15 protein-coding genes and 1 pseudogene are annotated in these 13,703 nt (G+C 68.9%); 4 read left to right on the top strand and 12 right to left on the bottom strand.

Annotated elements, in window-relative coordinates; genetic code table 11:
- Positions 1 to 62: 62 nt before the first annotated feature.
- From ACZ3HV_RS30080 to ACZ3HV_RS30055, 6 genes are all read right to left on the bottom strand, one after another.
- Positions 63 to 677, bottom strand: a complete 615-nt coding sequence (locus tag ACZ3HV_RS30080; protein ID WP_465689021.1) for a PIN domain-containing protein — start codon at positions 675 to 677, stop codon at positions 63 to 65.
- Complete coding sequence (locus ACZ3HV_RS30075) at positions 674 to 1,531, bottom strand: ImmA/IrrE family metallo-endopeptidase (protein ID WP_465689019.1); 858 nt, start codon at positions 1,529 to 1,531, stop codon at positions 674 to 676. The genes ACZ3HV_RS30080 and ACZ3HV_RS30075 overlap by 4 nt, the downstream gene beginning before the upstream one ends.
- 17 nt (positions 1,532 to 1,548) lie before the next feature.
- Positions 1,549 to 1,887: a helix-turn-helix domain-containing protein gene (locus ACZ3HV_RS30070; RefSeq protein ID WP_465689017.1), complete on the bottom strand. Its 339-nt coding sequence runs from the start codon at positions 1,885 to 1,887 to the stop codon at positions 1,549 to 1,551.
- 120 nt (positions 1,888 to 2,007) lie between these two features.
- Positions 2,008 to 3,495 carry a CYTH and CHAD domain-containing protein gene (locus tag ACZ3HV_RS30065; RefSeq protein ID WP_465689015.1) on the bottom strand — a complete coding sequence of 496 codons (1,488 nt, stop codon included), beginning with the start codon at positions 3,493 to 3,495 and terminating at the stop codon, positions 2,008 to 2,010.
- Positions 3,496 to 3,525: 30 nt separating this feature from the next.
- The gene (locus ACZ3HV_RS30060) at positions 3,526 to 3,669 is read right to left on the bottom strand and encodes a hypothetical protein (RefSeq protein ID WP_465689013.1); all 144 of its coding nucleotides are present in this window, start codon (positions 3,667 to 3,669) and stop codon (positions 3,526 to 3,528) included.
- Positions 3,666 to 4,466 carry a methyltransferase gene (locus tag ACZ3HV_RS30055; RefSeq protein ID WP_465689011.1) on the bottom strand — a complete coding sequence of 267 codons (801 nt, stop codon included), beginning with the start codon at positions 4,464 to 4,466 and terminating at the stop codon, positions 3,666 to 3,668. Before ACZ3HV_RS30055 ends, ACZ3HV_RS30060 begins: the two co-directional genes overlap by 4 nt.
- A gap of 28 nt (positions 4,467 to 4,494) precedes the next feature.
- Between ACZ3HV_RS30055 and pdxR the strand changes: the two genes are divergently transcribed.
- A complete protein-coding gene (gene pdxR, locus ACZ3HV_RS30050; RefSeq protein WP_465689009.1) occupies positions 4,495 to 6,015 on the top strand; it encodes a MocR-like pyridoxine biosynthesis transcription factor PdxR in 1,521 nt (506 codons plus the stop codon).
- Positions 6,016 to 6,031: 16 nt separating this feature from the next.
- Here the strand turns inward: pdxR and ACZ3HV_RS30045 are convergent, their stop codons facing one another.
- The 3 genes from ACZ3HV_RS30045 to ACZ3HV_RS30035 form a co-directional block, all read right to left on the bottom strand.
- A complete protein-coding gene (locus ACZ3HV_RS30045) occupies positions 6,032 to 7,003 on the bottom strand; it encodes a hypothetical protein (protein WP_465689007.1) in 972 nt (323 codons plus the stop codon).
- Positions 7,004 to 7,014: 11 nt separating this feature from the next.
- On the bottom strand, positions 7,015 to 8,301 hold the full coding sequence (locus ACZ3HV_RS30040) for an MFS transporter (RefSeq protein ID WP_360372882.1): 1,287 nt from the start codon (positions 8,299 to 8,301) through the stop codon (positions 7,015 to 7,017).
- Positions 8,302 to 8,571: 270 nt separating this feature from the next.
- Positions 8,572 to 8,916 (bottom strand): sterol carrier family protein, encoded by a 345-nt coding sequence (locus ACZ3HV_RS30035; protein ID WP_465689005.1) that lies wholly within the window; start codon positions 8,914 to 8,916, stop codon positions 8,572 to 8,574.
- Positions 8,917 to 8,998: 82 nt separating this feature from the next.
- On the opposite strand from ACZ3HV_RS30035, the gene ACZ3HV_RS30030 reads away from it, so the two are divergent.
- Positions 8,999 to 9,628: a hypothetical protein gene (locus ACZ3HV_RS30030; RefSeq protein WP_465689003.1), complete on the top strand. Its 630-nt coding sequence runs from the start codon at positions 8,999 to 9,001 to the stop codon at positions 9,626 to 9,628.
- Here the strand turns inward: ACZ3HV_RS30030 and ACZ3HV_RS30025 are convergent, their stop codons facing one another.
- Together ACZ3HV_RS30025 and ACZ3HV_RS30020 are read right to left on the bottom strand one after the other, a co-directional pair.
- Positions 9,629 to 11,170, bottom strand: a complete 1,542-nt coding sequence (locus ACZ3HV_RS30025) for an alpha/beta hydrolase (protein WP_465689001.1) — start codon at positions 11,168 to 11,170, stop codon at positions 9,629 to 9,631.
- Positions 11,167 to 12,231, bottom strand: coding sequence for a PSP1 domain-containing protein (locus tag ACZ3HV_RS30020; protein WP_465689287.1), 1,065 nt, complete (start codon positions 12,229 to 12,231; stop codon positions 11,167 to 11,169). Before ACZ3HV_RS30020 ends, ACZ3HV_RS30025 begins: the two co-directional genes overlap by 4 nt.
- On the opposite strand from ACZ3HV_RS30020, the pseudogene ACZ3HV_RS30015 reads away from it, so the two are divergent.
- Positions 12,230 to 12,493: pseudogene (locus tag ACZ3HV_RS30015) on the top strand (hypothetical protein); the annotation flags it as partial. The gene ACZ3HV_RS30020 and the pseudogene ACZ3HV_RS30015 sit on opposite strands and share 2 nt — an antisense overlap.
- 58 nt (positions 12,494 to 12,551) lie before the next feature.
- Positions 12,552 to 12,782 (top strand): WCX domain-containing protein, encoded by a 231-nt coding sequence (locus ACZ3HV_RS30010; RefSeq protein WP_465688999.1) that lies wholly within the window; start codon positions 12,552 to 12,554, stop codon positions 12,780 to 12,782.
- Between the two features lie 33 nt (positions 12,783 to 12,815).
- Here the strand turns inward: ACZ3HV_RS30010 and ACZ3HV_RS30005 are convergent, their stop codons facing one another.
- Positions 12,816 to 13,550 carry a DUF4190 domain-containing protein gene (locus tag ACZ3HV_RS30005; RefSeq protein WP_465688997.1) on the bottom strand — a complete coding sequence of 245 codons (735 nt, stop codon included), beginning with the start codon at positions 13,548 to 13,550 and terminating at the stop codon, positions 12,816 to 12,818.
- Positions 13,551 to 13,703: the final 153 nt, after the last annotated feature.

Here is a 13,703-nt window from a genome sequence, read left to right as displayed (position 1 = left end):
CCCGGCCGGGCCCGTCTTTCGTGTCAGTGGAAGACAACAAACGAAGAACAGAACCTGGGCACTCACGACCAGAGAAGGGGCGACATCAGCTTGGTGTGGTCGATGGGCGATAGGCCATCGTCAAGTTCGCGCATCCGCCGGTAGATGTCACGCATCGCAGCTTTGTCCGGCAGGTGCTCTCCGCCTGCAGCACGCTCCAGAACAGTCAGCGTGCTGATCAGCCTGATGCCGCCCACCTCCCGGCCGGCGGTTCGCATCCGGCGCAGCCTGTTGATTTCTCTCGTGGCCTGGCGCGCCCCTTGGCCGTCGTCGATGAGCACGGTGACGGTGTCGCCGGCTTCGGCAGCCACCACTGCGTGAGCGATGACCATGGTCTCGCCCAGGTCTTGCGACTCTGTCATCCGATCCTGCATGGGCAGTCCGGAGAGCCGGTGCACAACGGCAGCGAGCTCCGGCGTGAACTCGTCGGGCAAGATCTGCATCCAGCGGTCTGGCAACTTCCGCCAGACCTTCTCGGCGGCGCTGAAGCGCCTGTCTTGCCTGGCCTTGCGGAACACCTCCTCCTGCACAGCCTCCGGAGCACTGAGCTGCCCCAACGTGCCGATGAGGAGACGTTCCTTGTTGAGGGAGAAGAAGTTCAGACCAGGCCCTGCGTCGATGATCGGCCTGGAACTCATTCAGTGTCCTGCCGCTCTGCCGAACCCTCAGTGGCTGAGCTATCGCCGTCATCCAGGTCCGACAGGTCTACGTCGACATACGGAAGATCGCCCGCATCAGCCCACGCCACGATGGGCTCGTTGGGAACGACACCCGCCTCACGCAGCTCCGTCTGTGCCTCATCGAGGGCAATGCCCCGGAGAGTCGCGAGGGTCTGTGCGGGCAGCACGCCTTCGATGTACCCGGAGATCGCCCGGGCGAGCAGCCGCTGGGGAGCCCTCCGCTGATCCGCGTCTGCCTGCAGTACGTGGTAGTGGTCACTCCATCCGAAGCGGGTCGCCAGCAACGGCGTGGTCCACCCCTTCCACTCCTCCTTAGTGGCGGAATCGATGTACCCCGCCTGATACAACGCGATCGCAGCCATCGCAGGCGACACTACGAATCGCTGCACGATCGCAGAGAGGGTTGCCAGGCTGAGCGGATCGCGTCCATCGAGGAACTGCTTCAACCCCTCGCGCGGAACAATCAGATGCCGCGCGAAGGCGTCGGCTCGAGTCTCCGCCTGCGTCCGGGCGCTCCAATTGCCGGCACCTTCATCCACCCAATCCTCGAAGAGCACATGCGCTAGCTCATGGGCCAGGGTGCTCCGTTGCCGCATCGGATTCCGAGTCCGTGCGACGCCGATGAAGACAGCATCGCGCGCCGGGTCACGCATCGTCAGGCCGTGCTCGTCTGGACCAGCATCGAGCACGGCCACGTCGATCCCAGTGACCTGTTCGATGATCGCGACCAGATCACCCAGGGGCTGTACTCCCAGATGATGCCTCTCGCGAAACTGTTCGGCAGCTGCCTGCCCGTCGGCCTCGGCGTTCACAATCGTTGCCTTCTACATCAGACCGCGGCTGGAATCGCCTGGTCGTCCAGATAGCTGTCCAACTCCAAGAAATGCAGCAACGCCTCACGCATACCTTCCATGCTCGAGTCGTTGGTCGCCCGGGCCGCGCACTGCACCCGATCAGCCACACCGCCTGTTCCTGTTAGCTGAGCAACCGTGTGCCCTGTCGCCCGGGCGATCAAGACAAGCTCAGGCATCTTCGCCACCCGATCCCCCGCGATGATCCGCGAGAGAGTGGACTGCGAGATACCGGTCGCATCGGCAAGTCCCCGCTGACTCAGGCCGGCGGTCGCGCGGGCACGCTCGACCAGCGCACCGACATTCACCTGCGCCATGACGATCCACCCCCACTGAATCAGACAAGCTAGACGTGATTCAGTATAGACCGTCACCGGCCACTCGCAACTGAGAACGACTCGTCAACTTGGCGGCCGACTGGCCGGTCGTCGTTTGAGTCAGTGGAACTTCAGGGTGGGCCAGAGTTCGAGGAAGGCGTCTCGGGAGCGGGTGCCGCGGAGTTCTTCGGCGGCGTGCAGGCGGCCGAAGGTGAAGGCGTTGCCGCCGTCGAGGTGGACCTGTATGGCGAGTTCGCGGAGGAGGTCGCGGGACACCACGCTGTCCTGGTGTTCGCCCAGGACCTCCTGGACCTCCTCGGCGCGGGCGGCGAGGGTGGCGGCGTCATCCAGGATCGGTACGGCGGACTCCGCGGCGTACCGGAGCCGTTTGGCGGCCTTGCGGACCTCGTGGAACTCGTGGTCCTGCTCGGCGGTGGTCTCGGCGGACTGGGCGCGGCGGACGGCCTTGCGCATCCGGCGCCAGTCGTGGTCGACGAGGTCGGGGACCTGTTTGGCGGCCTTGCGGTCGTCACCGGTCAGCGGAGGCTTGGCGATCAGCTCGTCGAGCGTGTCCAGCAGCTGGAAGTAGCGCTCGCTCTCCAGCGCGGCCAGCGCGCCCGCGCGGCCCTCCTTGTAGACGCCGCGCAGGTGGTCGTCGATGCGGCCGGCGACGCGGCCCATCACGAGCTCGACCGGCTGCTCCGCGACCTCGGCCGCGAAATGCTCGCGCTGCACCTCGGCGTCGCGTGCGACCCCGAGCTCGCCGGCCAGCCATTTGAGCTCGGCCCGGATCTCGTCCCCCGCCTCGCGGTCCACGACCGGCCGGTACGTCGCCAGTGCCGACCGCAGTCGCCGGGTCGCCACCCGGAACTTGTGGATCGAGTCGGGGACATCACGCCGTACCTCGGGGTCCCGCTCGCGGATCGCCTGCACCTGGGCGCCGGCGTACGCACGGAACACGTCCGAGGTCCTGGGCTTCTTGGGCAGGACCAGCTCGTCGGTCGCCGGGACGCGGTCGCCCAGCGCTCGCGCCAGCTTGCTCGGGCCTGCGGCCGGCTCGGCTCCGGCGGACCGCAGCAGCTCGTCAGCGGCGACCAGGATCGACTTGTCCCCGCCGACGATCTCGACCTCCCACTCCCGCCAGCTCTGCGGCTCGCCGTCCGCGGCCGTGGCGGTGACGCGATCGTCGGCGAGCTCCACGAGTACCTCACCGTCCTTGTCCAGGAGGCGATGCACGACGCGCTTCGTGTTCAGGGTGACGACTGGAGCCAGGTCCTGGTCGCGGACGTGCACCCGCACCGTGCGGACGACCGCGATCGGCACGTTGCGCACCGATCGGCCGAGCGGATGGTGGACCTCGAGCCGCTCACCTGACGACTTCGGGAACTTCACATGCCAGCCGTCGTCCTCGCCGCCGGTGCGTCGGCGCAACGTCACCTTGTTGGCGGCCAGGTCCAGCTCGGCGGTGTCGTAGTACACGGCCTCCAGGTCGAGCTCGACCGGTTGCGCGACACTCGCGACCCCCGGCAGCTCGTGCAGCGCCGGCAGACTCGCGTCCTCGCTGACGTCGTACTTCGTCTCGATCTCGAGCTGCTCAGTCGGTGCCATACTCTTGTTTACCAGGTGTTCATGAACTGGTCAGCTCAGTGCACGGAGGTCGGCAACCAGCCGTTCCAGATCGCGATCGGGTATGCCGTTGGCCGATATGGTCCGGAGTTGCCGCCGCTGGTTGCGGTTGAGTGCGCGGCAGATGAGTAGGACGAACGCCAGCAAGGTGATCATGTCCGTCCCGTCGCCTTGAAGAACGTGTAGTGGAAGGTGCCGCCGGATTCCGCGGACTTCTCCAGGTCGCGGATCCCGGCCGCCCACTCGGCCGGCGTACGCATCCCGGCGGCGATGGCGCGTTCGCGGACCGACTCGACCATCGCGATGAACGTCTTGCGGGTGAAGCCATCGACCAGGTGTGGGAGGGTCTCGTCGGCGTACACGGTGCACGGTCGGGCGTGGACGTCGTCGTACCCGGCGTTCTCGAGGAGCGGCTGCAGTCGGCGGCCGATCAGTGCGTCGCCGCCGGCCTCGGCCTGGAGGTTCACGAGGCAGTCGATCACTGCCTGCGCCGCCGTACTGCGCGGGTGGAAGAACGCCGATCCGTGGTCGCCCTCGATGACGGTGATGGTGCCGCCGGGTTTCAGGTGCCGGCGTAGGCGGGTGAGGGCGTCGTGCGGATTCGGCAGGTGCTCGAGCACGAAGCAGAGGAAGACGTGGTCGAACTGCTCGTCGGCGAGGTCGTGCAGGTCCGCGTGCCGCCAGTCGACGCGGGCGTCCGGGGCTGTCGTGGCGACGCGGGCTTTGGCCTGCGCGAGTGATTCCTCGGAGATGTCGACGGAGACGAGGTCGATGCCGGGGCTGCGGGTGACGAGTTGCACCGTCTGCGCGCCGACTCCGCAGCCCGCTTCGAGGACCCGGCTGCCTGCTGGGTAGCTGGTGCCGTCGTGAAGGAGGTCGGCCAGGGTCTGCGCCTGGTCCGCCAGCCGGCGCGTCTCCGCCGGGGTGTAGCCGTGCACGTAGTCGGTTCCCATACCTCCACGGTGCCGTCACAATGGTCCAGTGCACAGGTCCAATCCAAGCCAAAGTGGCAGGTCCAATGGATCGGTCGCCGGCGCCGACTTCCTGCAGCTCAACCCCGCCGAGGCTCCCCCGGGCGGGCTCGCCGACTGGCTCACCGCCCGCCTCCGCGCCGCGATCTCCGATGGCCGCCTCCCCCTCGGCACCCGCCTCCCCGCCACCCGAGTCCTCGCCGCCGAACTCCGCATCTCCCGAGGCGTAGTCACCGAGTCCTACCAACGCCTCACCGAAGACGGCCACGTCGCCGGCCGCGGCCGAGCAGGCACGGTGGTCGTAGCAGCATCTGCCGCACCGGGACCGCCCGGTTCCCGCACGGCGACACGCGGTCCCGACCATCCAACTGAAGGCCGTGGCCTTCGGGCGCGGCGGGATGGTGAGGGGGCGGTGGTTGGGCGGCCTGGGTTGGATGTGTTCGACAGTTTGCGGGCAGCGCCTGCGCGGATTGATCTGACGCCGGGGGTGCCGGATCTGGCGGCTTTTCCGCGGAGTGCTTGGTTGCGGGCGGAGCGGGCTGTGCTGAACGACCTGGAGGCGGCTGCGTTCGGGTATGGGGATCCGGCGGGGACGCCGGCGTTGAGGAGGGCGGTGGCCAACTGGCTGGCGCGCAACCGAGGTGTCGGCGCGGACCCGGATGACCTGATCATCGTGGCGGGGGTTTCGCAAGCGATCGGCCTCGTCGCGCAGGTGCTCAAACAGCAAGGAATCAACGAGGTAGCCGTCGAGGACCCTGGTTCGCTCGGCTCCCGCCAGCACCTGCAGAACTGGGGTCTCGACACCGTCCCGATCCCGGTCGACGCCAACGGCCTCCGCGTCGACGCACTCCGTGATTCCACAGCCCAAGTGGTGATGGCGACTCCGGCGCACCACTTCCCGACTGGCGTCGTACTGGAGGGAGAACGGCGCCGAGACCTGATCCAGTGGGCCGCCGAGGGCGGGCTGATCCTGGAGGACGACTACGACGCCGAGCACCGGTACGACCGTCCCCCGGTTCCCGCACTGCGCGCGATGCTGGCCGATCAGGTCATCTACGCCGGCAGCGTGTCGAAGCTTCTCGCACCCTCGCTCCGGATCGGGTGGATGCTCTCGCCCCCGCAGTACAAGGAAGCCCTGATCGGGATGAAGCGCCTGGCCGACCTCGGCAACGCGGCGCTCCCCCAGCTCACCCTCGCCCACCTGATGGAGTCCGGCGAACTCGAACGCCAGCTTCGCTTCCTCCGCCGCCGCCACCGAACCCGCCGCGACGCGATGGTCCGGGCCATCCACAACTACTTGCCCACAGCAACCGTCCACGGTGCCGCCGCCGGCCTGCACCTCACCATCACCTTCGACGACACCACCGATGACGTCGCCCTGGCCGCAGCCGCCCTCCAGAAGGGCATCAAAACCCACCCGCTCTCCTGGCACTGCCAACTCCCGCACGCCCCCGGCCTCGTCCTCGGGTACGCCGCCCGCACCCCCACCGAGATCACCGAAGCAATCGCCACCATCGCCGAAGCCACCTGAGGTGTACGGGGCGATCTCAGCGCGTGTAGAGCGGGGACATGGCCAGGGCGAAGGAGGTCATCAGGTCGGGGTCGACTGCGCGGGCCGGGAGGGGGACGAGGTCCACGAGTTTGTCGTCGCCGACGCGGATCGTGGTTCGGCCGGTGGCGATGTCGACGTAGCCCTCGTCGCCCAGCGGGATCGGCTGTGAAGTCGCGGCCTTGCGGATCGGCGCCATCAAGGCTTCCGCGTTCGGAGTACGCCGTACTGACGTGGACAGCACGCTGGTCGGGCTGACCCACCCGCACACCGGATCGCCGAGTGCGGTCTGCCCGTCCCGGTGGACCACCGCCGAGGCGCCCATCACCTTCTCCGCCGCCGACGAGCCACGCTCGCAGTCCGGTCGCGTGATCAGCGGCGCCGCCTCCGGCAACCCGGGCGCCTGCCGGACCACTTCCTGACCGAGTACGACGTACTTCGCCGAGGTGGCCGGCGGTCCGCTGACCTTGTACAACCGCCCGCCCAGCAGGAACACCACGAACGTGCTGGTCCCGAACCCACCCTCGCCCACGACCGCGGGCTTGGCCGGCTCACGCTTCGTCGCCGCGTACGCCTTCTGGGTCGCCGCCAGCGTCGCCTTCGTTGCCGGGAGCACCGAAATCCCGACCCGCAGGACCGGCCCGCTCGGGCTGGTGCTGAGGCCGAGCCGGCAGACGTCGTACGTCGGCAACCCGAACTCGGCCGGGATCGGCTTGGGCTGGATCTGCACCACCGGCACCGCGAGCGTCGACTGCACCAGCGACTGGTCCATCCGCACGCACACCGTGTCCGCAACCTTGGAGGTGGCCGGGCTGCTGGGCGTCTCGGACGGCGTCTCCGAGGGGGTCTCGCTAGGCGTGCTGACCGAGACCAGCGGCGGCACGTTCGGCGCGTCCTCCTGCCCTGGACCACTGCAGCCCGCCAGTGAGACGGCAAGCAAACAAGTGATCACTACCCGGCGGATACGCATGATGACCGACTCTAACTTGCGGTGCGCAGCTCCCTTTCCCGGACCGCGTGTTCATCGGTACGGGCGTCGTACCGCCAGAACTCACGCAGCCAGCCGGCGGTCGCGACGACTCCGACGACACACAGAGCACCACCGCTGACGATCGCTGTCCGGACACCGGTGAGGTCCGCGACGAGGCCGGAGCGGGCCTGTCCGCCGAGCGGGCCGAGGGAGTAGCCGAGCATCTCGATCCCCGCCAGCCGCCCGCGCATCTCGTCCGGGATCGTCTGGTTCCAGATCACCGACCGGAACAGCACCGACACCATGTCCGCGGCTCCCGCGACGGCGAAGAACGCGATCGCGAACCAGATATTCGGCGCCAGTCCGGCGATTCCGACCGCGGCACCCCAGCACATGGTCGCGAGGACGACGGCCCGGCCCTGGTGGTGGATGTGTTTCGCCCAGCCACTGGTCAGACTGGCGCACATCGCCCCGACCGCCTCCGCGCTGTAGAGGAGACCGAGCAGTTTCGGCTCCTTCAGGACCTCGGTCGCGAACGCCGGGAACAGCACGATCGGCATCGCCAGGAACATGCCGACCATGTCGACCAGGTAGGTGGCGAGCAGGTCCTTACGGCGGTACGCGTAGACGATCCCGCCGCCGATCGCGCGCAGACTCGGCGGCGTGCTGTGCTCGCTCGTCCTGTACGGACGCAGCCCGAAATAGAGTCCGGTCGCGACCACCAGCCCGGTGAGCTCGACCGCGAACGCCCAGGTCACGCCGACCGACCCGACCAGTACGCCGCCCACCGCCGGGCCGGCGAGCTGGCCGACCTGCATCGTCAGCGAGCTGAGCGCGACCGCGGCGGGGATCTCCTCATGCCGCACCACCCGCGGCATGAGCGCCTCCCGCGAAGGCCGCTGCAATGACGAGGCGATCGCGTTCAGGGCGCCACAGACGTAGATGAGCCACACCCGGGGGCTGGCGAGCAACGTGTTGCCGAGGAGTGCCGCGCAGATGGCGACCTGCGCGACCCCGGTGCCGATCAGCAGCTTCCGGCGGTCCACGTGGTCCGCGAGGGCGCCGCCGTACAGGCCGAACACGACGAGGGGCGCGATCGTCACCAGCCCCATCGCGCCGACCGCGAAGTTCGATCCGGTCAACTGGTACAGCTGGTACGGCAGGGCGACGTACCCGACCATGCCGCCGAGGAAGAAGACCGAGCCCGAGACCAGCAGGATGCGGAAGTCGCGGGAACCGTGCCACGGGGTCAGATCGACACGGAGCCGGGCCAGCCCTGCGCGGACACTTGCTGCCACTGGCACATAGTGACACCACAGAACACCGGGATGAACCTATTTTTCCTTACCGTGAGACGAAGTGAGCCGCGGCGTCCTGGGGGCGTCGCGGCTCGGCGGCCTTTCCACCAGGATCGAAAGGCCCACCGAGCGCCCCCGGGCCGCCCCTACGGTGGATCCGATTGGTTGCCAAAGGCGTCCATCTTCCCGGGACCGGAACCGGACCGGCCGCTGACCCCACGGATCGCTGAGCCCGCGCCTACCACGGGGGTGGCGCGGGCTCAGCTGTGGTCAGACCAGGGGGAGGTACGAGCTCAGGTCGGTGCGTTCGCCGCTGGCGCGGAGTCTCCCGGTGGCGCGGGCGTCGGACCAGGGGATCCGGCCGAGGGCCAGGTCGATCCAGAGCTCGGGCGGGAGCTCGACCACTGCGCCCGGCGTACCCCGGGTATGTCGCGGGCCTTCGATGCACTGCACCGCGCCGTACGGCGGGACCCGCACCTCGACCGCGTGTCCGGGGGCCTTCGCGACAAGAAGTTTCAGCAGTTGTTTGGTGAGCAGTTTCAGGTCGGCGCGTTCCGCCGTACCGTCGAGATATCGCTGCAGGGCCTGGTCGAAAACGGGGTCGTGCGTATCCACGAGGTGCCAGCGTACGCGGCAGTTTGCGGAGACGCCCCTCTCGTCGGGGATAATCGGCCCAGAGAGGGAAGCGAGGTCGGGGATGCTCACGCCCAGGCACCAGGCGCTGGTGATGACGCTGGCGGGAATGACCGTCGGCGTCGCCGTGTTCGGGGCGGTGCTCGCCGTCAACGGCAATCCACTGGCGGGCGACGACACCCCGGCCGGGATCGTGAACAGCCAGCCCGCGCCCAGTACGCCGTCCCGGACCGATGGGCTCCAGGCCGGCTCCGTGCAGTACTCCCTGCGGTCCTTCGGCAGCACGAGCGCACCGGTGACGGCCGAAGTCCCGACCGGGTGGAAGAGCTCCGACGACGGCACCCGGCCGCGCTTCCTGGACCCGACCGGGGTCTGGCAGATCCGGTTCGACACCCGCGGCAGCAAGCAGTCCCCGGACAAGCTGGTCGACAACCGGCTCCGCAGCATCGACGAGCGAGACCTCAAGGTGATCAGCCGCGACAACGGCACGCTGATCTACACGTACGTCGACCAGACGCGCGGGCCGCGGATGGGCCTGTCGCGGTGGGTATCCACCGACGGTGGGCAGACCTCCGCGGTCGAGATCACCGTCGGCGGCCGCCCGCAGGACGAGGCCGGCCTGCGCGCCATCCTCCAGCACGCCACCGACACCCTCCGCCTGTCCGACGCGGACAACGACGACCGGCCGAACTGACTAACACTTGATGTCGGCGGTCGGGGCCGTGCCCTCCAGCAGGTAGGTCTCGACGGCGCTGTCGACGCAGGCGTTGCCGGACTTGTAGCCGGTGTGACCGTCGCCGTCGCGGGTGATCAGTACGCCGCTCTCCAGCTGGTGCGCGAGCCCGACGGCCCATTCGTAGGGCGTCGCGGGGTCGCGGGTGGTGCCGACGACCACGATCGGCTTCGCACCGGCCGCCTTGATCGGGTGCGGCTTACCCTCCGGCTTGACCGGCCAGTTCGCGCAGGACAATGAGCTCCAGAGCAGGAACGACCCGAACCGCGGTGAGGCCGCCTTGTACGCCGGCTCCTCGGCCTGCGCCTGCGCGACCGACGTGATGTCCGGCCGGTCCACGCAGTTCACCGCGACGATCGCCTCGTTCGAGTTGTCGCCGTACCCGCTCGGACCGCGGTCGGTGTACTCGTCGGCGAGCGCGAGCAGGCGGGCGCCGTTCCCGGCCAGTCCGTCCAGGACCGCGTCCTCGAGGCGCGGCCAGAAGTCCTGCCGGTACAGCGTGGAGATGATTCCCAGCACGACCAGCGCCTGCGTCACCTCCCGTTTCCCGTCGCCGGGCAGCGGGGTCGCGTCGCTGTCGTTGATCAGCTTGTCGACCTTCGCGAGTACCTCTTCCTTGCTGCTGCCCAGCCGGCAGGACCGCCGCGCGCAGTCCTCGGCGAACGCGTCCAGCGCGACGTCGAAGCCCTTCGCCTGGGCGATGTTGTTCTGCTCGGAGGTCTTCGAGGGATCCACCGCGCCGTCCAGCACCAGCCGGCCGACGTTCTTCGGGAACAGTTCGGCGTACGTCGCGCCGAGGTAGGTGCCGTAGGAGAAGCCGAGGTAGTACAGCTGCGGGTCGCCCACGATGCCGCGGAGTACGTCGATGTCGCGGGCGGCGTCCTTGGTCGAGACGTGCGGCAGCAACTGGGCGGAGCGCTGCTCGCACCCGGCCGCGAAGAGCTTCGTCTGGTTGTCCAGGTCGGCGATCTCGGCGGCGTTGTCCGGGCTGCCGTCGGTGGCGATGTACTTGTCCAGCTGCGCGGTGTCCAGGCAGCGCACCGGCGTGGAGTCCCCGACCCCGCGCGGATCCCAGCCGATCACGTCGAACTTGCGCAGCAGCGACGAGCCGAGCACGAACCCGGCCGCGGCGGCGAACTCCTGCCCGGAGGCGCCGGGCCCGCCCGGGTTGATGAACAGCGTGCCGATCTTCCCGGCCCGGTCCCGCGCCAGCACCTTCCGCGCCCGCAACTCGATGGTCTGACCGGTCGGGTTGCTGTAGTCCAGCGGCACGGTGATGGTCGCGCACTGCTGGTTGTTACCGCAGCGCTCCCAGTCCGGCTGCTGCTGGTAGAACTTCTCCAGCCCGGCCGGAACAGGCCCCGCCGGTCCCTTCGTCGGGTTGCCGGCCGGCCCACTCGTCGGACCGCCGCCGTCCGCGTCCTGCGCACGGCTCGCCACTCCACACCCGCTCGCGAACACCGCCAGGGCTGCCACCAGTACGGTCGTCCTGCGGAATCTCACTGCGAGCTTTCTCCCTCGTCGTCGTGGTGCAGGCGGCGGCGCCGGCGCGGCTTGCGGCGACGCCGTTCCTCGGGCGTCTCGGCCGCGGCGGGGTGGGTCTCGGGCTCCGTGGCCACGGGCTCTGCGGTCTCGGGCCTTGCGGTCTCTGGTGCTGCGGTCTCTGGTGCTGTGGTCTCGGGCTCGTCCGGTACGACGACGTCCACCAGGTCCTCGGGCAGTGGGGCGTCGGGGGTCGTCGTACTGGACGCTTCGTACTGTTGCCGCGGCGAGCACACGTCCGCCCGGCTGCACGCGCAGCGCCGGCCGGATGCCGCCAGCCTGACCACCACGGTGTCGCTCGGGACGTTGTGCCCGACCACCACTCCATCACCCGCGGGGGTCTCCACCTGCGTCCCGGTCGCCGGCGCCTTCGCGTTGAACTCCTGGTAGAGCGGGTGCTCGTACTTCAGGCAGCACATCAGCCGCCCGCACGCGCCGGAGATCTTCAGCGGGTTCAGCGGCAGGTCCTGGTCCTTCGCCATCCGCACGCTGACCGGCTCGAAGTCCTTCAGGAACGTCGCGCAACACAGATCCCGCCCGCACGGCCCGATCCCGCCCTGCAATCGGGCCTCGTCCCTCGCCCCCACCTGGCGCAGCTCGATCCGCGCCCGTAGCCCACGGGCCAGATCCCGCACGAGTTCGCGGAAATCCACCCGGTGCGGGGCGGAGAAGTACACGATGACGAGCTGGTCGACGTCCGGCCGCCGGTCGACGAAGTCGATCCCGACCACCTTCATCGGCAATCCGTGCTGCCGGATCGTCCGCTTGGCGATCACCCGCGCGTCGGCCCGGCGCTGCCGGTTCTGCTCGTCGCGGTTCAGGTCCGCTGTGGTGGCGATCCCTTCACACAGCGGCAGCCCACCGATCTCCTCGGTGACGTACTGCGGCGCCCACACGCACTCAGCCACCTCCGGCCCGTCCTCGGTCGGGACCAGCACCTTGTCCCCGACCCGCGGACGATGCGAGCCGGGGTCCAGGTAGTAGAGCCGCCCATACCGCTCGAACGACACAGCCATCACCATGCCCACGCCGCCAGCGTACTGGCCTGAGGACGTCCCCCGCGTACTACGCAGCCACTCCTCGTCCCTCCGCTCCTCGTCGCGCCCGCTACGCGCGCTTCCCACCCACCCTCCAGCTCAGCGCCGGCGCATCCATACTCGGCTACCGCCGGCCCCCGAGAGCCACCGGACCACCGTGAATGACGCGGCCCAGCGATTCCTCGTCGGGCGCGCGGTGCTCGCCGGACACAAGCTGCGCATCCACTACGCGGCCACAGGCCAGACAGCACAGTGGCGCACGGTGGACCCGATCGGCCTGGTCACCGTACGGGACCGGAAACCTGATGGACACGGCGATCGCCGTCCGCGCAGAAGAACCCGAAGCAGACGGCTGGCTGCGGCTGGAAGGGACCTTCCAAGATTCACGCCACGCCGAATGGGCCCTGTGGCAGCTCAACACCGACACGGAAGCCCTTGCCCCACAGTCGCTGCGCACCTCCCTACACAACCGAGCCACCACCCTGGTCAGCCGCTACGGAGCGGAGAGGAACCGAGTACGGGCGATTGGCCAGTAGTCGAACGCGGGCGGGGGGCGGACCTCAGTACATCTAGCGTTTGGTGCCTTTGACGGTTCCTGTGAGGTCTTCGCCGGGTGGGCCGTAGGCGGCGCAGACTACTAGGCGGTCTTCGTCGTTCCAGAGGTCTTCGTCGGGGGTCCACCAGCCGAGGTCCAGCTCGGATTTGTCGACGGTGTTGCCGATGTAGGAGGCGAAATCTGTTGCGCAGCCGGACTTCGCGGCTTTGACGACGCCCTTGTCGCCTGGGTACGGACCGTCGGGGAGGGTGATGTTCGAGATGATCTCGCCGTCGTGGGCTTGCGCGCAGGGGCGGCGGATTGCCTCGTCCTCCTCGTCGCCGTCGTCGAAACACTCGCCGACGGCGAGCTCGTCGACGTACGTCACCGGGCCCGAGCCTGAGCCGGAGGCGCCGTAGTCGTCGTCGACGGTGCTGCCGATGGCGATCAGGACGCCGAAGAGTATGAGGTATCCGAGTGTTGTCAGCGAGCCGATCACCAAGCCGGCGATCGCCATGCCTCGACCGGCTTCCGGGCGCTTCTTGAGCTGCACCAGCGCGGCGATCCCGAGGCCGATCGCCACCGGTGCGGCGAATCCGACGAAGATGCCACCGATCCCGGTCGCCAGGGCCGCGGTCGCCAGCCCGTTCGTACCACCCGTCTGCCCCGCATACCCATACCCGTAGCCATAGGCCGCCGGCGGTTGCCCGTACGCCGCCGGATACTGCGCCGGCCCATACCCCGACCCGTTAGCCGGCTGCCCATACAACGGCTGCCCGTCCTGGGGTCGTCCGTACTGGGGCTGCGCACCCTGCGGTTGCCCGTATGCCGCTTGCCCGCCCTGCGACTGCCCGTACTGCGACTGCCCGTACTGCGGCTGTCCGCCCTGCGGCGGTTGTCCGTACGGCGGTTGTCCGTACGG

The sequence above is a fragment of the Kribbella sp. NPDC020701 genome, assembly GCF_055562215.1.
This window is presented reverse-complemented; position numbering and strand designations above follow the sequence as displayed.